We start from the raw sequence: 22,496 nt of genomic DNA, 5'->3' as shown, positions 1-22,496 counted from the left end.
AAGAACCGCAGCCTGTTATCGCGGCTCGGACATGACGCGCCGGGCATGGCTCGCGCTCCTGCGCGGGGCGGTCTTTCCGATGCCGAACCGGCCTCCGGGTCGCCGAAACGCGCTCCGACCCGTCCGGCTGCCGGTTGCCGCAGGCGGGTCGCGTCGCTACCTACGCCTCGAAATCCGCTCGCCGCGCGTTCGGTCGGAGAGCTCGGAGCGTCATGATGGAGCTTCTCAAGCTCGCTGCCCTCGATGCCGAGGATCTCGCCGTAATCTCCGCCCACCTTCAGGATGCGATCCTGCGGGCGGAGGATCTCGCGTGGCTGCCGGGCGAGCACCGCTTCGCCCTGGCGGCGCGCCGTTTCGACTGGTCGGTGCCGCCGGGTCAGCCGCCCCGGCGACGCCTGTCGGGCCTGCATTTCGAACGCGTGCTCTCCGTGAAGACCAAGGGCATCACGCCGGGGGCGACCTCCGGCGATCCCTTGAGCCTTCTGGCAATCACCTTCGAGGAAACCGAGGCGCCTTCCGGCGTCGCGACCCTGGTCTTTTCGGGCGGAGCCGCGATCCGGCTCGAACTCGAATGCATCGAGGTGCGCCTGAAGGATCTCGGCCCCGTCTGGGAAGCCGATGGCCGCCCCGACCACGAGGCCGTGCGCAACCTCGTCGAGAACCGCCCGTGATCCCCCTCCCCCGAACCGCCGATATCGCCCGATGATCCGTCTCGACAGCCGCTCTCCCGATTTCGCGGAGGCGTTCAAGCGCCTGCTCGGCCTCAAGCGCGAAATCTCCGAGGAGGTGGACGAGACCGTGCGCGGCATCATCGCGGGGGTCGTCTCCGGCGGCGACGCGGCGCTCGTCGACTACACCCGCCGGTTCGACCGGCTCGGCCAGGATTTCGCGCCGGCCTCCCTGCGCATCACCGCCGAAGAGGTGGAGGCGGCGGTGGACGCCTGCCCGGCCGAGGCTCGCGCCGCCCTGGCTCTCGCGGCCGAGCGGATCGAGGCCTATCACCGCCGCCAGATCCCCGAGGATCACCTCTCCACCGACGATCTCGGCGTCACCGCCGGCTGGCGCTGGACCGCGATCGAATCGGTCGGGCTCTACGTGCCCGGCGGCACCGCGAGCTATCCCTCCTCGGTGCTGATGAACGCGGTGCCGGCCCGCGTCGCGGGCGTGCCGCGCATCGTCATGGTGGTGCCGACCCCCGAGGGCCAGCTCAACCCGCTGGTGCTGGCCGCGGCCAAACTCTCCGGCGTCACCGAGATCTACCGGGTCGGCGGAGCGCAGGCGGTGGCCGCACTTGCCTACGGCACGGAAACCATCGCGCCGGTGGCCAAAATCGTCGGCCCCGGCAATGCCTGGGTCGCGGCGGCCAAGCGCCGGGTGTTCGGACAGGTCGGCATCGACATGATCGCCGGCCCCTCCGAAGTGCTGATCCTGGCCGACCGCCACGCCAACCCCGATTGGATCGCCGCCGACCTGCTGGCCCAGGCCGAGCACGACACCGCGGCGCAGGCCGTGCTCGTCACCGATTCGGACGAGTTGGCCGACGCGACTGAGGCCGCGGTCGAGCGCGCGCTCGCGACCCTGAAGCGGGCCGAGATCGCCCGCGCCAGTTGGCGCGATTACGGCGCGATCATCCGCGTCCAAAATTTCGACGAGGCGGTGCCGCTCGTCGACGCCATCGCGCCCGAACATCTCGAGATCGAGACCGAGGACGCCGATGCGTTGTCGCTGAAAATCCGGAACGCGGGGGCGATCTTCCTCGGCGCGCACACGCCCGAAGCCATCGGCGATTACGTGGGCGGTCCGAACCACGTCCTGCCGACCGCTCGCTCGGCGCGGTTCTCCTCGGGGCTCGGAGTGCTCGACTTCATGAAGCGCACCTCGATCCTGCGCTGCGATCCGGCCGCCTTGCGGGCGCTCGGGCCCGCCGCGATCGCTCTCGGCGAATCCGAGGGTCTCGACGGGCATGCCCGCTCCGTATCGATCCGGCTCAACCTCTAGGGCTTCCGACCGGCCGGGATCACGTTTCGGATCGATCGCCCGGAGCGCTTGCGTGCGGGCCCGGCTTGCGGCTCATGTGACGGAAACAAGGCGCCCGGATTCGGGTGCCGACGCGAGAAGGCGCCGGCGATGAAGGCCGAACCGAAGCAGGGGGCGCAAGACGCGCAGGGCGAGGCACCGGCAAAGCCGCGAAACCGGCTCGCGGCGGTGCGTTTCGACGAGGGCTCGATCGGCCGGGGCAACCCCGACCAGGAGCACGAGCGCGCCATCGCGATCTACGACATCCTGGAGGAAAATTCCTTCACGATCCCCGAGCGCGACGAGGGCCCGTACGGGCTGGTCCTCGGCCTCGTCGAGAACAAGCTGTCCTTCGCGATCGCGACCGAGGCGGGCGAGCCGGTGATGACCCACCTGCTCTCGCTCACTCCGTTCCGCCGGGTCATCCGCGACTACGAGATGATCTGCGAGAGCTATTACAGCGCGATCCGCACCGCCTCGCCGACGCAGATCGAGGCGATCGATATGGGGCGGCGCGGCCTGCACAACGAAGCATCCGAGCTGCTGCGGCAGCGCCTCGAAGGCAAGGTCGATCTCGACCATGACACGGCGCGGCGCCTGTTCACGCTGATCTTCGCCCTTCACTGGAAGGGGTGACGATTGCGGCTTTATCCTGCCTGAAGGTGGAGCACTCGGCAGAATGCTACGCTTTGGGGAATTCCGGAGCGGATCTATATCAGCGTGTGCGCGAGCACCTCATGAAACGCCCGATCCGTGGTGCATCGGCGCAAGACGGCGTGGGCGTTTCGCGAGGGGTCACGGTGTTTGCATCGTCTTTTCCGACAAGCCGGCGCCCGTTCGCGGCGATGCTCTCGGAGTGCTCCACAGGATTTCCGGTCGTTGACCGCTCTTCCACAGGCATGACGATGCGGCGGGGGTTTCGTGGGAAGCACCCGGGCGGGGCATGACGGACGACACCATCCCCGGGACCGGGCCCAAGAAGCGGCGGGTTCAGTCCGTCCTGTTCATGTGCAACTTCAATGCGGTGCGCTCGCTGGCGGCGGAGGCGATCGCGCGCCATTATTTCGGCAAATCCACCTACGTGCAGTCCGCCGGCGTGCGTTCGGGCGAGCCGAGCGACCCGTTCATGGTCGCGGCCCTGGACGAGATCGGCATCGACGCCTCCCGCCACAAGCCGCGCACCATCGAGCAGTTGGAGGATTGGGAGGGGCTGAACTTCGACCTGATCATCACCCTCTCGCCGGAGGCGCACCACCGGGCGCTCGAACTGACCCACACGCTTGCGGCGGATGTCGAGTACTGGCCGACGCCGGACCCGACGCTGGTGCAGGAGGGCACCCGCGAGCAGCGCCTCGACGGCTACCGCGACGTGCGCGACGGGCTGACCTACCGGATCAAGTCCCGGCTGAAGGTGTGAGGGCCAGGGCCTCTCGCCCTGAAACGAAAACGCCGCCGATGACGGCGGCGTGAAAGCAAAAGGGCTCCCCGAGCGGGGAGCCCCATCGCCAAAATCAGGACGCGAAGATCAGGATGCGGCCGAGACCGCCCGCCCCTCGCGCGCCTCGGTGGCACCGCCTGCCTTGCGCCGAAGGCTGACGAGGGCCGCCGCCGCGGCCACGGCCAGGATCGCGAGCTGCGTGCCGAGCGCCTCCCAGCTGCCGTTGCTCAGGCCCCATTCCGAGACGAAGGCGGGCACGCCGTCCGTGGTGAAGGGGATCAGCGACTGCTCCTGCAGCTCCTGGAACGCCTGGCCGACCATCCGCAGGCCCATGAAGAACAGGAAGGCCGAGGTCACCACGAACATCGGGCGCAGCGGCAGGCGCAGCGCCAGCCACTGCATCGCCACGAACATCGCCACCAGCGCCAGGGTCGCGGCCGCGAGCCCGCCCAGCAACGCGGCATCGAAGCCGTTGGCAGTCTTGGCCAGGGTGTGGACGAACAAGATCGTCTCGGCGCCCTCGCGGAACACCGCCAGGAAGGCGATGCCGGCGAGCGACAGCATGGTGCCCGCGCCGAGTGCCCGCTCGGCAAGGCGGTTGAGGTCCGCCTGCCACGCCTTCGGGTCCTGGCGGAGGAACATCCAGCCGCTCATGTAGAACAGCAGCACCGCGGCCGCGAGCATCACGCCGGCCTCGAACAGATCGCTGTGATTGCCGTCGTAGAAGGTCGCGAACACCCACGCCATGACGACGCTGGCGACGACGGCGGCGAGCGCCCCGATATAGACCGGCGCGATCCGCTCCGCCGCATCCGCACGGCGAAGGAAGGCAGCGAGCGCTGCGATCACCAGCAGAGCTTCCAGTCCCTCACGGAACAGAATGATGAAAGCCTGCAGGAACGTCGATCCGTCCATCATCCGATTGCTCCCGTATCGATCGGCGGAACCCGCGTCCCGGCGAATTGTCTGCCTCAACGGCGATGCCGCTCCTTGCGGCACCGCGAATACTTGTCACGATACAATGTTGTTTTGATGCAAAACGCAGTTTGGAAACGTTCCTAACAAGAAGAGCGGTCCAGTTTCGGACGACGAAGCCCGATGTTTCGCTTCGCGTGCCAGTACAACCCTTTGCACCATTCTCGCAAGCATCGCAGCAGGCACATGGGATCGCGCTCCGTCGCCGCAGGCAACACCGCCGACAACGCAGGGAGACGCAGACAAATTTTTGCCGTTTTCCGGAAGGTCGCGCGAAACCCAATGGCCACGTTGGGGATTGTTGATTCAATATGCGGCGGCGCCTGCACGGCGGGACACCGGCCGCCCCGACCGAACCGTTGAAGCGCGCCCCCAGCGGCGCGCGGGCAGGATATCATGAACGCGCACTCCACCGCCGCGGCCGTCCTCGGCCTCGCCCTGATCGGCCCGACCGCGACGCCGAGCCTCGCCGCGCCGGGCACGGGCCGCAGCACCACCCAGGTCGCCGAGGCCGCGCAGGTCTCCCAGGCGGCCGCGACGACCTCGGACAGCGACGAGGAGAGCGCCAACTGCAACAAGCAGCGCCGTCGCCTGTGGATCGAGGGCGAGGGCTGGATCGTCCGCCGCGTCACGATCTGCCGCTAAACACGGAAGACGGGCCCGGACGCCATCGGCCGGCAGAGCGCCCGTCTCAGCATTCTGCATCGGCTGGCGGGACGGGGGGAGCGGAACGAGCATAGGCGCTGCCGATTTGGTTTCATGAATCGCGCATGTCTCGCCGATGCGCCACCGGAGAAGCCCTGCCCCATGCGCCCTGCCCTCGCCGCCGGTCTCGCCACCCTGCTCACACTCGGCGTCGCCTCGGGCGCCGCGGCCGACCCTTATTACGGCCATGGCTACGGCTACGGCGGGGGCGGATACCGCTTCGCCGGTCCGGTGATCGAGGGCGCCTATCTCGGCGCACCGTTCACGCGCCTTCCCAGCACGAGCCGCCTCGTGCCGCCGGCCTGGGGCTACGGCACCTACGGCATCCCCACGGCTGCCGGCATCCGCGACACACCCGTCGCGCGCCCGACCCTGACCGTGATCGAGCGGCCCGCGTCCTCCGGTCTCCGCCCCGCAGCCCGCAGACACGGCGCCCGCGTCCTCTCGAAGGATTCCAGGGGCATCTGGACCGATCCGGCACCCCGTTCCGAGGGTGGGGAATTCGGCGCGCAGATGGTGTCGGTCCGGGTCCCGGCCCGTTCCCGGTAGGACCGTCGCCCGAGAGGCGTCGTCCGTCCTCGTTGTGGCATGAGACTCTAGACGGGCCCTTAACCTGTCTTGCGCACAATCTACGCCAATCACCGGGGGGTTAGAGCCGTGCACATCGTCATCGTGGATTCGAGCCGTGTCGTCCTGCGAATCGTGGCCGGCATGCTCGAACCGCGGGGGCATGTGGTGACGCAGTTCACCGATTCCGGTGAGGCGCTGGCCTACATCACCGACAATCCGAAGGTCCGGGCCCTGATCACGAGCCTGGAAGTCCGTCCGTTGAGCGGATTGGAGCTGTGCTGGTCGGCCCGCCTGCTGTCCGAGTCGAGCCGTCCGCTCTCGATCATCGCCATGTCCTCGGCCCGCAACGCCCGCAACCTCGCCGAGGCTCTCGACAGCGGCGCCGACGACTTCATCGACAAGCCGCCGGGCGCCGAGGAATTGCAGGCGCGCATGCGGGCGGCCGAGCGCCTCACCACGCTCCAGAGCGACCTGATCCGGCTCGCCGAGACCGATTCGCTCACAGGCCTGCTCAACCGCCGCGCCTTCCTGCAGCGCACACGGGAGGCCGCTCAGAAGGCCGGGTCGTTCGGGCATCTCTGCGCCGTGATCCTCGACATCGACCATTTCAAGCGCATCAACGACGAGCACGGCCACGATGTCGGCGACGCGGCGATCAAGGCCGTGGCGGGGATGATCGAGGCGGAGGGCATTGCCGGGCGCCTGGGCGGCGAGGAATTCGCGGTGATGCTCGCCGGTCAGCGTCTCACCGAGGCCGAGGCGGTCGCCTCCCGCCTGCGCCTCAAGACCTCCGACCTGCGCATCCGCTCGACCAAGGGGCCGGTGCGGCTCACCTGCAGCTTCGGCGTGAGCGAATGGTCCGAGGGCGAGACCGTCGAGGGCCTTCTGAAGCGGGCCGACATCGCCCTGTACGAGGCCAAGACGACGGGCCGCAATCGCGTGGTCTCGGCGATGTCCGACCTCATCCTGTCCCGGACCGCGTAGAACACGCACAGCCGGGGCATTACCCTGCCGCATCCCGTCCCGAAGCGGGACGGTGACCGCCTGGCGGCACCGCGAGGGAACGTTTCGGGGCAATAATGGCCCCTAAACCGCTGGAACGACTCTTGTTCTTCCCCATCCGCACAAGCCGCACCGTTCTGCGGCGGGACGAGAGGGGAGCGGCATGAGCCAGGCCGTCAATCACACCGCCAGCCACACGGCGAGCCGGGCTGTCGAGCTTTTGATCGTCGACGAGCCGTCGGGGCTCGACGCACGGATGCGCGCCGAATTGGAGCACGCACCGGCCCTGCGCACCATCGGCGAGGACGATCTGGCCCGTGGCGGTCCGGTGCCGGCGGTTGCGCTGGTCCCGGTGGACGGAGCGGGAGCGGAAGCCGGCTGCGCGCGGATCGCGGCCTTGCGCGAAGGACGGCCCTGGCTGCGGGTGCTCGCGGTGTTCCGGACCCTCGACGCGTCGGCGATGCATCGGCTGATCGCCGCTGGCGCCGACGCCTTCGTCGGCTGCGGCACCCCGGCGGACGAGGTCTGCGCCAGCGTGCTCGCCCTCGCGAAGGGAGCCTCACCCGCGCCGTCGGCGGCAGCGTCCTCCGCCTGCCCCTGCACCGAGGATCCGGTCATCGGTCTCACCCCGCGCGAGGCGGAGGTTCTGCGCTTCCTCAGTGCCGGCTTCAGCAACAAGGAGGTCGCCCGGCGGCTCTCGCTGAGCGTCCGGACGGTCGAGACCCACCGGCTCAACCTGCGCCGCAAGACGCAGACCGGCCGCCTCAAGGATCTCGTCACCCTCGCCCGCCAGCTCGGTCTCGCCCCAGTGCTCGACACCGAGGCGCCGCGCAGCCCCGCCCGCCACACCGTCCACGCCGCCCGGGCCTAACGGCCCGGAGACGCATCCGACCTGCTCGCATCGGGCGGACGTTTCCGGGCCATGGTTCCGACGTGCCGGCAACCGCTTTCGGAACGATGCGCTAGATGGAGCGCGGCTCCAGCTTCTCGTCCAGTGCCGAGAGGGGACGCTTGGGCTTGCGGCCGACATCCTCGCCCTGCACCGAGGGCTCGAACGGCTCAGGGCCTTTGCGCAGCAGCTTGGCGAGATAGTAGCTGCCGAAGCCGAAGATGATCGCGTAGGCGACGATGAAGGCGATCAGCGAGGTCGTCACCGCCTGGGCCGTCAGCGGCGAATGGGCGTCCGCCGTCTTGAGCTGGCCGTAGACGATGTAGGGCTGACGCCCGATCTCGGCGGTGAACCAGCCGAAGATCACCGCGCCGAAGCCCGAGGGCGTCATCAGCATGGCGCAGGTGAGGAAGACGCGGTTCGTGAACAGCGTGCCCTTCCAGCGCAGATACAGGCTCCACAGGCTCAGGAGCAGCATGGCCATGCCGATCGCGACCATGGCGCGGAAGGCATAGAACACCGGCCAGACCGGCGGGCGCTTGTCCGGCGTCACGTCCTTGAGGCCCGGCACCACGCCGGAGAAGTCGTGGGTCAGGATGAACGAGCCGAGCCTCGGGATGCCGATCTCGAAGTCGTTGCGCTCGGCCTCCATATTCGGGATCGCGAAGAGCAGCAGCGGCATGTTGGCCTGGGTGTCCCAGTTCGCCTCGATCGCCGCGAGCTTGGTCGGCTGGTGCTTGAGCACGCCGAGGCCGTGGGTGTCGCCGACGAAGATCTGGATCGGCGTGAAGATCAGCGCGAACCAGAGCGCCATGGAGAGCGAGACCCGGGCCCCCTGAACCTTTGCCGGCGGCTCCTTGCGGGCGCGCAAGATCATCCAGGCGGCCATGCCCGACACCGCGAAGGCGGTGGTGAGGAAACAGCCGAGCACCATGTGCGCGTAGCGGATCGGGAAGCTCGGGTTGAAGATCACCTCGAACCAGTCGGTGGCCACCGCCCGGCCGTTCTCGATCGTGAAGCCCGCCGGCGTCTGCATCCACGAATTGGCCGAGAGGATCCAGAAGGCGGAGATCAGCGTGCCGAGGGAGACCATGCAGGTCGCCAGGAAGTGCAGCCGGTCGCCGACCCGGTCCCAGCCGAACAGCATGATCCCGAGGAAGCCCGCCTCCAGGAAGAAGGCGGTGATGACCTCGTACTGGATGAGCGGGCCCAGCACGTTGCCGGTGAAATCGGAATAGCGCGACCAGTTCGTGCCGAGCTGGTAGCTCATCACGATGCCCGACACGACGCCGAGGCCGAACGAGACCGCGAAGGCCTTCACCCAGAAGCGGTAGAGCACCCGGTACATCGGGTTCCTCGTCCACAGCCACTGCCCCTCGAGCCGGACGAGGAAGGCGGCGAGACCGATGGTGAAGGCCGGGAAGATGATGTGGAAGGCCATCGTGAAGCCGAACTGGATGCGCGAGAGCATCAGGGCGTCGAGTTCCATCGCTTCACCTTCCTGACCGTGGCGTCACCGCGGTTCGCGCGGTCGCGGCTGTCGTGTCGTACGGCCAGCCGCGCCAATTCATCCATCAACCGGTCTTCGACGATGCCGGTTCTCCGCGCCCATCCCTTGTGCGGATTGACCGCGCCGGGATCGGCGATTGCCAACCCCGAACCTTAAACAGGTCAGCCGGCGCGGCAACGCGCTGATTTCTCTCCAATGCCACGGCCTGAACGTCGCAAAGCGTCTCGATTTAGACCTATGTTAATCATGGGGCCGATAACACGGACTGCACGCAAACCGGGTTATCGCCATGCCGGCACCAGCATTGGTTCCTTTCTCGTTCCAAGCCGAAGCCGGGCAACAGCCGGACCACGAGCCGAAGACCATCGCCGACCTGACACGGGAAGTCGGACGCATCGCTCAGGATCGGGTCGGACGCATCCGGCAGATCACCGCCCAAGCGAAGATGCTGGCCCTCAACGCGCTGATCGAGGCCGCCCGCGCCGGGGAGCACGGCCGCGGCTTCTCGGTGGTGGCACAGGAGGTGCGCGGAATCGGTGCCGAGATCGAGGCGCTGGCGCGGGAACTGGAAACCGGACTGACCGCGCGGATCGGCGAATTGCAGCAGGGCGTCGATGCGATGACGGCGAAGGCGGAAGGCGAGCGCCTGGTCGATCTCTCCCTCAACGCCATCGAGCTGATCGACCGCAACCTCTATGAGCGAACCTGCGACGTGCGCTGGTGGGCGACCGACGCGGCGGTGGTCGCCTGCGCCGCGCGGCCGGACCGGGACGGCGGTTCGGGGACCGCCGACTATGCCTCGAAGCGGCTCGGGGTGATCCTCTCGGCCTACACGGTCTATCTCGATCTCTGGCTATGCGGCCGCGACGGCACCGTCCTCGCCAACGGCCGGCCCCAGCGCTACCCGAACCTGCGCGGGCGCAGCGTCGCGGGCGAGCCCTGGTTCCGGGATGCGATCCGCTTGTCGGGCAGCGACGACTACGTTCCCGGCGAGGTCCGGCGCGAGGCGCAGCTCGGCGGCGCACAGGTCGCGACCTATGCCGCCGGAATCTACGAGACGAACGGCGCTCCGGCCTGCGGCGTCCTCGCCATCCACTTCGATTGGGAAGCCCAGGCGAAATCGATCGTCGAGGGCGTGCGGATCGCGCAGGAGGACCGGGCGCGCACCCGCGTGGTGCTCGTAGACGCGCAGCGCCGCATCCTCGCCGCCTCCGACGGCAAGGGCGTTCTCACCGAGACGCTCGCCGTGGAGCTGAACGGGCGGGAGAGCGGGATCGCCCGCGATCCTCGGACCGGAGCCGTCACCGCCTTTCACAGAACGCCGGGCTACGAGACCTATCGCGGGCTCGGCTGGTACGGCGCCATCGTCCAGAGCGGCACCTGACCGGCGCCTGCGGACCGCCTCACGCCGCCCGCCTGCCCCCGGACGTGCGCTTCGTGCCGGTCGCCCTGGCCTTGCGGCCTCCGGTCTGACGCGGCGGCTCGATCTTCGTCGTGCTCTCGCTCTTCGTACCCTTGGACGCGGCCTTCGTCGCCCGTTCCAGCCGGGCCCGAAGCAGGCTCAGCACCGCCGCCTCCTCCGGGCGCAGCACGTCGAGTTCGTTCTTGAGTTCGCCCTCGACCGCCTCCTTCACCTGCAGCAGCATCCCGCCTTCGAGGTAGCAGTCGAGGATCTGCGGGTGGATGTAGCACTTGCGGCAGATGGTCGGCGTGTTGCCGAGCCGGGACGACACCGACTCGATCGCCGCGCGCAGGTTCTTCTTGGCCTTGGCCGCGTTGTCGAACGCCTCGAACTCCCGCAGCGCCAGGGCCGCCAGCACCGTCCCGGCCCAGGTGCGGAAATCCTTGGCGGTGAAATCCTCGCCCGTGATCTCACGCAGGTAGGCGTTCACGTCCGAGGAGGTGACGTCGCGCCGCTGGCCATCCTCGTCGAGATACTGGAACAGCTCCTGGCCGGGCAGGTCCTGGCAGGCCTTGACGATCTTGGCCACGCGGCGGTCGCGCACCGAGACCGACCATTCCTTGCCGCTCTTGCCCTTGAAGCGGAAGCGCATCTCGGAGCCGGCCACCTTCACATGCGGATCGCGCAGGGTGGTGAGACCGTAGCTCTTGTTGGAGCGGGCGTAATCGTCGTTGCCGACACGGATCAGCGTGGTCTCCAGGAGGTGGACCACGGTGGCGAGCACCTTTTCGCGCGGCAGCCCGCGCTTGCCCATATCGGCGTCGATCCGCGCGCGGATGCCTGGCAGCGCCTCGGCGAAGGCCATGATGCGGTGAAACTTCGAGGCCTCGCGCGCCTCGCGGAAGCGGGGATGGTAGCGGTACTGCTTGCGCCCCTTCTCGTCGCGCCCGGTCGCCTGGATGTGGCCGTTCGGGTGCGGGCAGATCCACACCTCGGTGTAGGCCGGCGGGATCGCGAGGCTTTTGAGCCGGGCGATCTCCTCCGCGTCGCGGACCGGGGCGCCCTTCGGGTCGATGTAGCGGAAGCCCTTGCCGTTGCGCTTGCGCCGCAGGCCGGGCTTGGAATCGTCCACGTAGCGCAGGCCCGCATCCCGCGCGGCCTCGCGGGGATCGACCACGCCGGCTCCGACCTCCTCCGACAGCATGACGCCCTCCCTGATCCGTGGGGCATCAACCGGGCGAAAGCCGGCGCTGTTCCGGCGCGGGCCCCGTGCTATGGCCACGCACGATGACCGCCTCAACAGCCTCTTACGCCGGCAAAAGCCTCGTCTTCGTCGTGACCGAGGACTGGTTCTTCGCCTCGCACTTCCTGCCGATGGCGCGCGCCGCCCGGCAGATGGGCCTCTCGGTCGCGGTGGTGACGCGGGTGCGCGCGCACCGCGCCGTGATCGAGGCCGCCGGCATCCGCGTCGTGCCCTTGGAAGCCGAGCGCTCCAGCCTCAACCCGATGGCGGCGGGCTACGCCGCGGGCCAGCTCGCGGGCATCCTGAAGGCGTTGAAGGCCGACATCGTCCACTGCGTGGCGCTGCGCGGCATCCTCGTCGGCGGTACGGCCGCGGCGATGGCCGGCATTCCGCGCCGCGTCTTCGCGCTGACCGGTCTCGGCCTGCTCGGCGCCCGCGCGGACGCGACCGGGCGGCTCTCGCGGCTGGCGCTGAAAGGGCTGATCCGCGGCCCGCTGGCGAGCCCGCAGACCCGCTTCCTATTCGAGAACCCGGACGACGCCCGTGCGCTCGGCCTCGACCCGTCCGACACCGCCGTGACCCTGGTCGGCGGCGCCGGCGTCGATCCCGATTCCTTCGCGCCGCGCCCGCTGCCGCCGCCGGCCCCGCTGAAGGTGGCGATCGTCGCGCGGATGCTGTGGTCGAAGGGCATCGACGTCGCGGTCGAGGCGGTGCGGCAGGCCCGCGCCGGGGGTGCGGCGGTGGAACTTTCGCTCTACGGCGCGCCCGATCCCTCGAACCGCCGGGCGATCCCCGAGGCAACCCTGCGGGACTGGTCGCGCGACGGGATCACGTGGCACGGCCCGACCGCGGACGTGGCCGGCATCTTTGCCGCCCACCATGTCGGCGCCCTGCCCTCTCGCGGCGGCGAGGGGCTGCCGCGCACGCTGCTGGAAGCGGCGTCCTGCGGCCGGGCGATCCTCACCAGCGACGTGCCGGGCTGCCGCGATCTCGTGCGCGACGGCGTCGAGGGCCTGCTCGTGCCGCCGGGCGACGCCGCCACGCTCGCCGCCGCGCTGACGCGGCTCGCCGCCGACCCTGCGCTCGTCGCCCGGATGGGCGCGGCGGCACGGGCGCGCATTCTCGAAGGGGGCTACACGGAAGCCGCCGTCGCCGAGACGGTGGCGGGGCTTTACGCGGAGCTTTTGGGTTGATGATCGGAAGGGTCGCGCTCGGCGGAAGACGCAGCTCGATCCGTTGCGGCGATCTAGCGGGCCTCGGCGATCCTGGCGGCACAGTAGGCGACGACGCGATCGCGTTCCTCAGTCGATATCACCGCTTCGGGGACGGCCAGCAGAATCACGCCGTTCGTCACGAAAGCGATCAGGCCCGCCTCGGATCGGACCTCCGTCATGGTCGACCAAGCCTGAAAGACTGCGGCGGCGGGTCCCTCGACGGTGACGCCCCGATGGTCAATGCGCGTTTCCGTCCAAGACAGCCTGAGTCGCGCGGACCATTCCGTTTCGATCGCCTGGGCCCCCGAGGCCGCGCAACCTGCCGCGTGCATGAGCACTCCGAGCAGGAATGCGTACAGCGCAAGCATGAGCATCCAACTCCCATTGAGAACGAAGAACCTATCACCTCCCCCGAATATCGATGGATACTCTATGTAAGTCTCGAAATTATACAAGATGGCGCAAGTTATAATCAAAACCAACAACACCAGAGCCGCCAATTTTGATCTGATGATCGCCTTGGGCCCCGCATCGGCATCGCGATATTTTTGAGACAGCCGGCATAAGGACTGAAATTCTTCAAGAGAAAGAGGACGGGCTTCCAGTACAAACGCTTCGCTTTCGCCCATATCGATCAGTATTCCCGAAGAGTAAAAACCTTATGCAGAGCGAGATCTGATTTGGCAACGTTCGACGCGGCTGGCCACGACCCCCTCCGCTTCATCCGCGAACATACGGCGTTGCGCCCGGTACCGCACGCCCCCGAAATCGTCCTGCACGTCGCCGACGAGGCGACCGCGCTGTGGCAGAAGACCGAGGACGAGTTGGAGGCGATCGGCCTGCCGCCGCCGTTCTGGGCCTTCGCCTGGGCCGGGGGACAGGCGCTCGCCCGCTACATCCTCGACAACCCCGCGACCGTGGCGGGGCGGCGGGTGGTCGATTTCGCCTCGGGCTCCGGGCTCGTCGCCATCGCCGCCGCGATGGCCGGCGCGACCCACGTCACCGCGAGCGACCTTGATCCCTTCGCGCTCCACGCGATCCCGCTCAACGCCGCGGCCAACGGCGTGGCGGACCGCATCACCGCGGATGGCAGCGACCTGATCGGCACGGATGCGGCCTGCGTTCTGGCTGCCGACATCTTCTACGAGCGCGATCTCGCCGCCGCGGTCGGCGGCTGGCTCGGCGACCTGCATGGGCGCGGACGCACGGTCCTGATCGGCGATCCCGGCCGCTCCTACCTGCCCCGCGAACGCCTGATCCCGCTTGTGACCTACGAAGTGCCGGTCACGCGGGCGCTGGAGGATGCCGAGATCAAGCGATCCTCGGTCTGGCGCTTCGCCTGATCCGCAGCGGCAGCCGGCCTCCCTTGCGGGCCTCTCTTGCCGACCTCTCTTGTCGTCTTGGCCCGGTTCGCGCATGCGCCGGAAAGCCATACCCTCTCCGCGCCCGGTCCGAAAAATGCTCGACAGGTTGTTCCATGCGGGCGCGAGCGTTGCCCTGCTGCTCGCTGTGGCGTGGCTGTTCTCAGTGAACCGGCGGGCGATCCGGCCGCGAGTGGTGCTCGCCGCCCTGGCGCTCCAGGTGGGGATCGGCGCGCTGATGCTGTTCGTGGCCGCCGGGCAGAGGGCGCTCGGCGCGGTGGCGGATGTCGTCACCACCGTGCTCTCCTTCGGCGACCGGGGCACCGCCTTCCTGTTCGGCGGCCTTGTCGAGCCGCGGATGTTCGAGCTGTTCGGCGGCTCGGGCTTCATTCTGGCCCTGCGGGTGCTGCCGCAGATTCTCTACGTCTCCGCGCTGATCGGCGTGCTCTACCATCTCGGGGTGATGCAGGCGCTGGCCCGGTTTCTCGGCGCGGGTTTGCGAAAACTGCTCGGCACCTCGCCGATCGAATCGTTCTCGGCGGTCGTCACCATCTTCATCGGGCAGAGCGAGATCGCCGTGGCCCTGCGCCCCTTCCTCGCGGCGCTGACCGGGCCCGAGTTGTTCGCGGTGATGACGAGCGGGGCGGCCTCCACCGCCGGCTCGATCCTCGCCGGATACGCCGCACTCGGCGTGCCGATGCCGTATCTCCTCGCCGCCTCGTTCATGGCGATTCCCGGCGGGCTGCTCTACGCCAAGATCCTCGTGCCCTCGACCGAGCCGACGCGCATCCTCACGACGCGCGTCGAGTTCGGCGAGGCGCGGGCGGCCAACCTGATCGAGGCCGCCGCCGACGGCACGCAGAAGGGCCTCGGCGTCGCCGTGGCGGTCGGCGCCATGCTGATCGCGTTCGTCGGGCTGATCGCGCTGGTGAACGCCGCCATCGGCTGGACCGGCGGCGTGTTCGGGTTCGCCGGGCTCTCGATCGAGGGCATTCTCGGCGTCGTGCTGGCGCCGCTGGCCTGGCTCTTGGGCGTGCCGTGGGAGCAGGCGACCCTCGTCGGCGGCGCCATCGGCCAGAAGATCGCCTTCAACGAATTCCTGGCCTATGCCAGCCTCTCGCCGATCCTGAAGGCCGGCACCCTCGACCCGCGCACGAGCGCGATCCTGTGCTTCGCGCTCTGCGGCTTCGCCAACCTCGCCTCGGTGGCGATTCAGCTCGCGAGCTTCACCAGTCTCGCTCCCGAGCGCCGACCCGAGATCGCCCGGTTTGGCCTGCGCGCGATCCTCGCGGGCACGCTCTCGAACCTTACCAGCGCGGCCATCGCCGGATTGTTCATCACCGGGTAACACGCCGAACGGACGGGAATCGGCGAACCTTTCGGCCTGCATCGTCATTCTGAGAGAATGGAGAACGCGCGCGACATGGAACCGGCCCGAGCCACGCCAGCCTCACCGCAGGCACCGGTCACGGCGCGCGATTGGGACGAGCGGGTCGACCGCGCCAGCCAGAAGCTTCCCGAGTCGGTGCAGCGCGGGGTGGCGTGGCTGCGCGAGCCGGCGCGCTTTCCGGTGCGGCTGCTCGCTGCGATCCTGCTGATCCTCGGCGGCATCTTCTCGATCCTGCCGGTGCTCGGCCTGTGGATGCTCCCGCTCGGCCTCGCGCTGCTGGCCCAGGACGTGCCCGGCCTCAAGGTGCCGATGGAGAAATCCGCCCGCTGGATCGAGCAGCAATGGCGTCGCTGGCGCGGGAAATAATCCCTACGCCTCCCTCGGCTTTCTGCCGCGCTTGACAGGATATCCGCGGCGGACGACCCATCGCGGATGGGCCTGAGCCGAGAAGGGCTCTTCGGAGACAACCTGTGATGCCGTTGCGTCTGTTCTCCCGCGGGCTCGCCGCCGCCATCCTTGCGGCGACCGTGCTGGCGGGGGCCGTGTCCGCCCCCGTCTCGCCGGCGCGTGCCGAGGACGCGATCTTTCCGCCGAGTTCGCGGTTCGGCTTCAAGCCGCCGTCGGACATGACGATCTCGAAGCGCTTCACCGGCTTCGAGCGGCTCGGCGGCGGGGCGATGCTCTCGATCGTCGAACTGCCGGCCGGCGCCTATCCCGAACTCAAGCAGAGCTTCACCGACGAGAACCTCAAGACGCAGGGGCTCGTCGTCCAGACCCGCGAGCCGGTGACGCTCGATGGCGGAGCCGAGGGCGTGCTGTTCACTGGTGAGCTGACGCCCGCCGACGGCCAGGGCACGCCCGCGGCGCGCAAGTGGCTCCTCATCGTCGGCGCCCCGGAGGTGACCGGCATCATCATCGCCCAGGCCGCCGTCGAGGCCGAGACCGACGAGTCGATGCGCGGCATGCTCACGGGCCTGCGCATCCGCGGCGCGCTGTCCCTCGACCAGCAGATCGCCGCCCTGCCCTTCCGCATCGGCGACCTCGCGGGCTTCCGCCCGGTGCGGGCGCTGGCCGGCAATTCCGTGCTGCTGACCCTCGGCCCGCGCGATCAGGTCACCAACCTGGAACAGCCGATCCTCGTGGTCGCCCAGGCGGTGCAGCAGCCGACGCCCCAAGAGCAGCGCGACGGCTTCGCCCGCGCCTCGCTCTACGCCAACCAGACGATGAAGGACTTCGTCATCGAGCGGTCTCAGAGCTATCGCCAGAACGGCATCGATTGGCACGAGATCGTGGCGCGCGCCGTCGACATCCCTTCGAGCCAGCCGGTGGTGGTCTCGCAGACGATCCGCTTCAACCCAGACGGCTACATCCGCGCCGTGGGCGTCACCCGCGCCGACCAGCGCGGGCAGATGCTGCCCCTGTTCCGTCAGGTGGTGGACAGCCTGCAACTGCGCTGAAATCCTCTCCTCCCCGCCAGGGAGAGGAGAGAAACCGTATCACTCGCAGACGCGCACGCGCCGGATGTAGATGTCGCCATAGGGGTCGATGGTCTCGCGGCGCTCGAAGTGACAGATCGGGCCCTCGACATAGACCGGCCGCGGGGGGGCCCGGTAGACCGGCTTGCCGGGGTAATAGGGATCGTTGGCCGCCGCGATCGCACCGCCGACGGCAAGGCCGCCGAGCACGCCGAGCGCCGCAGCACCACCCGGACCGATGCCGTCCCGTGCCTGGGCGGCGAGCGCCGTGCCGAGCGCCAGGGCGCTCGCCACCACGCCCCCGAGAAGGATGCCCCTCATCGTCGAAACTCCTCAGATTCGCACCCAGCGGCGCCATCGCGTTGCTGCCGGCAGCGCAGCCGGAGCCTGCGGCTCAAGCGTGGCGCTACCGAGCCAGGAGAAGAGCCCCGGTTTGAGGCCAATCTTCGGCAAGCCGGAACCCGCGCGGCCCCCCGGCCTCGCCCCTCGCATGGGCGCCTGCCACACCCTTCCCGTCCCGTTTCCTTGCGTACCGGCCCCAAATCGTTGCAGAAGTGCGCGCCGTCCCAGACGTCTTCCGCGCCCTCGCCGGACCGCCGCCCAGGCGATCCTTCGAGCGAGAAGCGGCCGTCGGGCGGCGATCCGGAACAGGTCCGGTGCCAACGTCGATTACGGTGCGAACTTCCATGACGCAGACCCTTCGCCTCGGCATTGCGGGGCTCGGCACGGTCGGTGCCTCCGTCCTGCACATGGTCGCCCGCCGCGCCGAGGCGCTCACCGCCGCGACCGGCCGCACGATCACCGTCACCGCCGTCTCCGCCCGTGACCGGAGCCGCGACCGCGGCGTCGATCTGTCGGGCCTGCACTGGTTCGACGATCCGGTGGCGCTCGCGCGCTCGCCCGAGATCGACGTGTTCGTCGAACTCGTCGGCGGCTCGGAAGGGCCGGCCAAGGCCGCGGTCGAGGCGGCGCTCGGTGCCGGCAAGCATGTCGTGACCGCCAACAAGGCGCTGCTCGCCCATCACGGCGCGGCGCTCGCCCGTTTGGCCGAAGCGAACGGCGTCGCGCTCGCCTACGAGGCGTCGGTGGCGGGCGGCATCCCGGTCATCAAGGCGATCCGCGAGGGGCTTTCCGGCAACGCGATCTCCCGCGTCTACGGAATCCTCAACGGCACCTGCAACTACATCCTCAGCCGCATGGAGGCGGAGGGGCTGACCTTCGAGGCCTGCCTCAAGGACGCGCAGGCGCTCGGCTACGCCGAGGCCGACCCGACCTTCGACGTCGAGGGCTTCGACACCGCCCACAAGCTCGCCATCCTCACCAGCCTCGCCTTCGGCGTGGAGATCGACGCCGAGGGCGTCTCGGTCGAGGGCATCTCGGCGATCCAGCCCCTCGACCTCACCATGGCCGATGAACTCGGCTACCGCATCAAGTTGCTCGGCGTCGCGCAGGCGACGGAGGCGGGGATCGAGCAGCGGGTCCACCCGACCATGGTGGCCAAAGCCTCGGCCATCGCCCAGGTCATGGGCGTGACCAACGCTGTCACCGTCGATGCGGATGCGGTCGGCGAGCTGACCCTGATCGGCCCCGGCGCCGGCGGGGCGGCCACGGCCTCCGCGGTCGTGGCCGACATCACCGATGTGGCGCTCGGGCTCGTGCGCCCGACCTTCGGCCAGCCGATCGCGGGCCTTGCGCCGCCGCGCCGGGTCGAGATGCAGCGCCACGAGGGCGGCTACTACATCCGGCTGACCGTGCACGACCGCACCGGCGTGGCGGCCGGCGTCGCCACCCGCATGGCGGAGGCCAATATCTCGATCGAGAGCATCGTCCAGCGCCGCTCCGCCAAGGCCGCCTCCAGCGATCCGCAGGGCCTCTCCGGCCAGCCGGTGCCGCTGGTGCTGATCACCTACGCCGCGACCGAGGGCAATGTCCGCGAGGCGTTGGCTGCCATCGACCGCGATGGCCTGCTCGCCGAGGCACCGCAATTGATCCGGATCGAACGCGAATAGGCACGAAAGCCGAGGCACCCGCCGCCGTTTTCCGACGCGATCCCGCCGAAACCGCCCTCCCGTGCGGAGACGGGCCGGCGTGCGCGGATCGATACCGGCCGGAACCGGGCGAGCCGAGAGCATCGTCCCGAAAGGTGGCCACCGGCTTTCGGGACGATGCTACGACAAGAGATGAGCGCATCGCCGCGGATCCGAGATCCGGGACGATGCGCCGGGGAACAAGGAACGTAGGGCGATGTCGGCGGCCAATTCCGGGATCTTCAGCGATCCCACGGCGCGGGGCCTGACCCTCGAACTGGTGCGGGTGACCGAGGCGGCGGCCATCGCCGCGGCCCGGCTGCGGGGCCACGGCCGCGAGAAGGAGGCCGACCAAGCCGCCGTCGATGCGATGCGCGCCGAGCTGATGCTGCTGCCGATTGAGGGCCGCGTGGTGATCGGCGAGGGCGAGCGCGACGAGGCGCCGATGCTGTTCATCGGCGAGGCCGTCGGCACCGGCAACGGTCCGTCCGTGGACATCGCGGTCGATCCGCTGGAGGGCACGACGCTCTGCGCCAAGGACATGCCGGGCGCCATCGCCGTGATGGCCCTGGCCGAGCGCGGCTCGCTGCTCGCCGCCCCCGACGTCTACATGCAGAAGATCGCCATCGGCCCCGGCTACCCGCTCGGCACGGTCGATCTCGATTGGAGCCCGGCCCGGAACATCGCCTCGCTCGCCCGCGCCAAGGGCGTGGAGACCTCCGGCATCACCGCGATCATCCTCGACCGCCCGCGCCACATGGACCTGATCGCCGCCGTGCGCGACACCGGCGCCAGCATCCGCCTGATCTCGGATGGCGACATCGCCGCGATCATCCACTGCACCAAGCCCGACGAGACCGGCGTCGATATCTACATGGGCACCGGCGCCGCGCCGGAGGGCGTCATCGCCGCCAGCGCGCTCCGCTGCATCGGCGGCCAGATGCAGGGGCGTCTCATCCTCGATTCCGCCGACAAGCGGGCACGGGCGGTCAAGATGGGCATCACCGACCCGAACCGGAAATACGACATGCACGACATGGCCCGGGGCGACGTCATCGTCGCGGCCACCGGCGTGACCACGGGGGCCCTGCTTGCGGGCGTGCGGTTCAGCCCCGGCATGATCGAGACGGAGACGGTGGTCTACCGCTCGAACACCGGCACCGTCCGCCGCATCGCCTGCGAACACCGCCGACTGGAGAGCGCGCCGGGCTGATTGGCGATCGCGAACGGGGGATCGGCCGGGACCGAAGCGGGGCCGGAGCCGACCCCTGCTCGGCTCCCGCTCAGCCGACGACGGCTGGACCGAACAGCGCCTTGGCCAGACGCGCCGGATCGATCGGCTTCTCGCAATGAACCGCGTCCCGCAGGCGCGACGGGACGGCATTCTCCTCGTAGCCGGTGGCGAAGACGAACGGGACGCCGCGCGCCCTGAGCGCGTCGGCAACCGGGAAGACCATGACCTCGCGCAGGTTGATGTCGAGCACCGCGCCGTCGATGCGCGGGCATGTCTCGATCATCGCCAGAGCGTCATCGACATTCCCCACGGGGCCGACCACTTGCGCGCCCCGCTCTTCGAACGCACGCCGTATGTCTTCAGCGATAAAATATTCGTCCTCGACGACGAGGACATGCCTTCCGTTGAACAGTTCGGTACCGTCCGGCATCGGCCGCTCCCTCCACGCTCTCTCGATACGCTCAAGATCGCGTTCGATACGGAAGTATAAACCGCGAAATCCGTTTCGGAGAGCCCCGCCCACAGATTTCAAGTTGCCCACAACCGTAAGGAGGTTGCGCCGGTTCCCAGCCCTAACTCGGCGGAGGGTCATCCGGTTCGCGAGACGCGCCCATCGGCACGTGTCAGAGCGCTTCCCCTCGCGTCGCCATTTCGGCAGCCGCCCGTGAGAAGGCGGCCCGAATGGGCGCCCGGGCGCGGTGGATCGAGCGGGTTCTGACGGATTTCGCCCAACGCTTGAGGGGCCGCCGAGCACCGATCGGCCGGCGGCTCCGAGCCGTTGATGGGACACGCAGATTTCGACGAACCCGCGGCCCCTGCAAGATGGGAAAGTGCCCTAGAACAGGCCGCCCTGCATACGGCCGACGCCCTGCTTGGCGACGGCGTTGTTGGGATCGAGGCGCGCGGCCTGCTGATAGCTCTCGTTCGCCTCTTTGCGGCGGTTCGTCTTCTCGTAGGCAAGCCCGCGATAGGCCCAGGATCCGGCGTCCTTCGCGTTCACGTTCAGCGCTGCGTTGAAGTCCTCGATCGCCTTGTCGTACTGGCCCAGCGAGATCAGGCTCTGGCCGCGGGCGGCGTAGGGGGCGGCGACGAAGGGGTTGCGGTCGATGGCCGCAGCGAAGTCGCCGATCGCCTCAGGGTTGTGATTCTGCTTCTGCCGCACGAGGCCGCGCGCGTGGTAGGCCTCGGCTGATTCCGGGGCGAGGCGGATCGCGACGTTGAGGTCGTTCAGCGCGCCGTCGAGGTCACCCTGGGCGCGTTCGAGGTTCGCCCGGCCGATATAGGCGGCGGAAAAATTCGGATCGTTGGCGATCGCCTTCGAGAAGTCCTGCATCGCCGCATCGGCGCGGCCGGTCTGGCGGTAGGCCAGCGCCCGGTTGTTGTAGGCCGAGGCGGAGTTCGGATCGAGCTGGATCGCCTTCGAGAAGTCGGTGATCGCCTCGCCGAACTGACCCGCGCGGGCATAGGCCGCGCCGCGGGTGTTGTAGGCGCCGGCATCCGACGGGTTGCGCGAAATCACGTCGCTGAGCGAGGCGATGTTGACGTTGGTGGCGCCCGTCGTGTCGGTCTCCAGCACCGCGAATTGGCGCGGAGCCGTCGCGCTGCCATAGGTCTCGCAGCCGGCCAGCGCCGCGGCCGTCAGCGCGAGGGCACCGACCAGCCTCGCCTTGCGTCCGTCCAGCGTCATCCCGATCATTGTCCCGTTCTCCCCCGCGCCCGCTTGCCCGGATCTCCGCGGCGGCCCCTTGAGGCCCGGATCATCCCGTCGCGCGCACGCTGCCGCAACACGGTGAATGGGCGCTTAAAGTGCCTCGCAAAACATCCGCATCGCCGACAGCGCCCGCGCGGGCCGAGCCGTGGAGCGAAGGTTTTGCGAAACGAATCCGGGAAAATTCGGCGGGCCCCTCCGGCCTGAGACCGGACAAACACGCACGATGCTTCCGCGGACGCCCCGTACCCTCCGCTGAAACCTCGGGATGTGGCGAAGGTGTGGCCCGTGTCCTCACGCTTTCGCCGAACGCTTCGAACCGGGCTCGACTGTAGTT

General features: G+C 69.0%; 24 protein-coding genes. 16 read left to right on the top strand and 8 right to left on the bottom strand.

All coding sequences use genetic code 11. The features are described 5' to 3' along the window. Nucleotides 1-215: 215 nt before the first annotated feature. The 4 genes from OVA30_RS06220 to OVA30_RS06205 all read left to right on the top strand — a co-directional run bounded on the left by OVA30_RS06220 (nt 216) and on the right by OVA30_RS06205 (nt 3,433). Nucleotides 216-671 carry a DUF2948 family protein gene (locus OVA30_RS06220; RefSeq protein ID WP_003601964.1) on the top strand — a complete coding sequence of 152 codons (456 nt, stop codon included), beginning with the start codon at nt 216-218 and terminating at the stop codon, nt 669-671. Between the two features lie 31 nt (nt 672-702). After that, nucleotides 703-1,998 carry a histidinol dehydrogenase gene (hisD, locus tag OVA30_RS06215; RefSeq protein WP_268174940.1) on the top strand — a complete coding sequence of 432 codons (1,296 nt, stop codon included), beginning with the start codon at nt 703-705 and terminating at the stop codon, nt 1,996-1,998. Between the two features lie 129 nt (nt 1,999-2,127). Then, on the top strand, nt 2,128-2,652 hold the full coding sequence (locus OVA30_RS06210; RefSeq protein WP_003601966.1) for a UPF0262 family protein: 525 nt from the start codon (nt 2,128-2,130) through the stop codon (nt 2,650-2,652). Between the two features lie 307 nt (nt 2,653-2,959). Beyond that, entirely contained in the window at nt 2,960-3,433 is a 474-nt protein-coding gene (locus OVA30_RS06205) for an arsenate-mycothiol transferase ArsC (RefSeq protein WP_012253517.1), read from the top strand. 108 nt (nt 3,434-3,541) lie between these two features. On the opposite strand, the gene OVA30_RS06200 is transcribed toward OVA30_RS06205, so the two are convergent. After that, entirely contained in the window at nt 3,542-4,372 is an 831-nt protein-coding gene (locus OVA30_RS06200; protein ID WP_003601968.1) for an FTR1 family iron permease, read from the bottom strand. 453 nt (nt 4,373-4,825) lie between these two features. Here OVA30_RS06200 and OVA30_RS06195 point away from each other — a divergent pair, with 453 nt between their 5' ends. From OVA30_RS06195 to OVA30_RS06180, 4 genes are all read left to right on the top strand, one after another. Then, the gene (locus tag OVA30_RS06195; protein WP_268174937.1) at nt 4,826-5,074 is read left to right on the top strand and encodes a hypothetical protein; all 249 of its coding nucleotides are present in this window, start codon (nt 4,826-4,828) and stop codon (nt 5,072-5,074) included. Between the two features lie 162 nt (nt 5,075-5,236). Further along, the gene (locus OVA30_RS06190) at nt 5,237-5,683 is read left to right on the top strand and encodes a hypothetical protein (RefSeq protein WP_268174936.1); all 447 of its coding nucleotides are present in this window, start codon (nt 5,237-5,239) and stop codon (nt 5,681-5,683) included. A gap of 108 nt (nt 5,684-5,791) precedes the next feature. After that, nucleotides 5,792-6,688 carry a GGDEF domain-containing response regulator gene (locus OVA30_RS06185; RefSeq protein ID WP_012253514.1) on the top strand — a complete coding sequence of 299 codons (897 nt, stop codon included), beginning with the start codon at nt 5,792-5,794 and terminating at the stop codon, nt 6,686-6,688. A 181-nt stretch (nt 6,689-6,869) separates the two neighbouring features. Further along, nucleotides 6,870-7,577 (top strand): response regulator transcription factor, encoded by a 708-nt coding sequence (locus tag OVA30_RS06180; protein WP_268174935.1) that lies wholly within the window; start codon nt 6,870-6,872, stop codon nt 7,575-7,577. Between the two features lie 91 nt (nt 7,578-7,668). Here OVA30_RS06180 and OVA30_RS06175 read toward each other — a convergent pair whose 3' ends face one another. Then, a complete protein-coding gene (locus tag OVA30_RS06175; RefSeq protein ID WP_003601976.1) occupies nt 7,669-9,084 on the bottom strand; it encodes a cytochrome ubiquinol oxidase subunit I in 1,416 nt (471 codons plus the stop codon). Beyond that, entirely contained in the window at nt 9,066-9,248 is a 183-nt protein-coding gene (locus tag OVA30_RS06170) for a hypothetical protein (RefSeq protein WP_012752714.1), read from the bottom strand. Before OVA30_RS06170 ends, OVA30_RS06175 begins: the two co-directional genes overlap by 19 nt. A gap of 146 nt (nt 9,249-9,394) precedes the next feature. On the opposite strand from OVA30_RS06170, the gene OVA30_RS06165 reads away from it, so the two are divergent. Further along, nucleotides 9,395-10,489: a methyl-accepting chemotaxis protein gene (locus OVA30_RS06165; RefSeq protein WP_268174934.1), complete on the top strand. Its 1,095-nt coding sequence runs from the start codon at nt 9,395-9,397 to the stop codon at nt 10,487-10,489. Nucleotides 10,490-10,508: 19 nt separating this feature from the next. On the opposite strand, the gene OVA30_RS06160 is transcribed toward OVA30_RS06165, so the two are convergent. Next, nucleotides 10,509-11,711, bottom strand: a complete 1,203-nt coding sequence (locus OVA30_RS06160) for a DNA topoisomerase IB (RefSeq protein WP_238507992.1) — start codon at nt 11,709-11,711, stop codon at nt 10,509-10,511. An 83-nt stretch (nt 11,712-11,794) separates the two neighbouring features. Here OVA30_RS06160 and OVA30_RS06155 point away from each other — a divergent pair, with 83 nt between their 5' ends. Continuing rightward, the gene (locus OVA30_RS06155; protein ID WP_268174933.1) at nt 11,795-12,943 is read left to right on the top strand and encodes a glycosyltransferase; all 1,149 of its coding nucleotides are present in this window, start codon (nt 11,795-11,797) and stop codon (nt 12,941-12,943) included. A 53-nt stretch (nt 12,944-12,996) separates the two neighbouring features. Here OVA30_RS06155 and OVA30_RS06150 read toward each other — a convergent pair whose 3' ends face one another. Continuing rightward, nucleotides 12,997-13,593, bottom strand: a complete 597-nt coding sequence (locus OVA30_RS06150) for a hypothetical protein (RefSeq protein WP_268174932.1) — start codon at nt 13,591-13,593, stop codon at nt 12,997-12,999. Between the two features lie 51 nt (nt 13,594-13,644). Here OVA30_RS06150 and OVA30_RS06145 point away from each other — a divergent pair, with 51 nt between their 5' ends. From OVA30_RS06145 to OVA30_RS06130, 4 genes are all read left to right on the top strand, one after another. After that, nucleotides 13,645-14,307, top strand: coding sequence for a class I SAM-dependent methyltransferase (locus OVA30_RS06145; protein ID WP_268174931.1), 663 nt, complete (start codon nt 13,645-13,647; stop codon nt 14,305-14,307). Between the two features lie 115 nt (nt 14,308-14,422). Further along, on the top strand, nt 14,423-15,673 hold the full coding sequence (locus OVA30_RS06140; protein WP_268174930.1) for a NupC/NupG family nucleoside CNT transporter: 1,251 nt from the start codon (nt 14,423-14,425) through the stop codon (nt 15,671-15,673). Nucleotides 15,674-15,748: 75 nt separating this feature from the next. Further along, nucleotides 15,749-16,081 carry a hypothetical protein gene (locus tag OVA30_RS06135; protein WP_012253507.1) on the top strand — a complete coding sequence of 111 codons (333 nt, stop codon included), beginning with the start codon at nt 15,749-15,751 and terminating at the stop codon, nt 16,079-16,081. 107 nt (nt 16,082-16,188) lie between these two features. Further along, the gene (locus OVA30_RS06130; protein ID WP_012253506.1) at nt 16,189-17,172 is read left to right on the top strand and encodes a hypothetical protein; all 984 of its coding nucleotides are present in this window, start codon (nt 16,189-16,191) and stop codon (nt 17,170-17,172) included. 39 nt (nt 17,173-17,211) lie between these two features. On the opposite strand, the gene OVA30_RS06125 is transcribed toward OVA30_RS06130, so the two are convergent. Continuing rightward, entirely contained in the window at nt 17,212-17,511 is a 300-nt protein-coding gene (locus OVA30_RS06125) for a hypothetical protein (RefSeq protein ID WP_268174927.1), read from the bottom strand. A gap of 365 nt (nt 17,512-17,876) precedes the next feature. On the opposite strand from OVA30_RS06125, the gene OVA30_RS06120 reads away from it, so the two are divergent. Next, on the top strand, nt 17,877-19,199 hold the full coding sequence (locus tag OVA30_RS06120) for a homoserine dehydrogenase (RefSeq protein ID WP_015822545.1): 1,323 nt from the start codon (nt 17,877-17,879) through the stop codon (nt 19,197-19,199). A gap of 235 nt (nt 19,200-19,434) precedes the next feature. Further along, entirely contained in the window at nt 19,435-20,430 is a 996-nt protein-coding gene (glpX, locus tag OVA30_RS06115; protein WP_268174926.1) for a class II fructose-bisphosphatase, read from the top strand. A gap of 70 nt (nt 20,431-20,500) precedes the next feature. On the opposite strand, the gene OVA30_RS06110 is transcribed toward glpX, so the two are convergent. Further along, entirely contained in the window at nt 20,501-20,881 is a 381-nt protein-coding gene (locus tag OVA30_RS06110) for a response regulator (RefSeq protein ID WP_209688605.1), read from the bottom strand. A gap of 405 nt (nt 20,882-21,286) precedes the next feature. Next, nucleotides 21,287-22,147, bottom strand: coding sequence for a tetratricopeptide repeat protein (locus tag OVA30_RS06105; protein ID WP_003603185.1), 861 nt, complete (start codon nt 22,145-22,147; stop codon nt 21,287-21,289). Nucleotides 22,148-22,496 lie beyond the last annotated feature (349 nt).

Origin of the sequence: Methylorubrum sp. SL192 (genome assembly GCF_026672325.1) — a bacterium.
In the GTDB taxonomy this organism is placed as follows: Bacteria; Pseudomonadota; Alphaproteobacteria; order Rhizobiales; family Beijerinckiaceae; genus Methylobacterium; species Methylobacterium extorquens.
The sequence above is the reverse complement of the archived record's forward strand: the minus strand, read 5'-3'. Positions and strand labels throughout refer to the sequence as shown.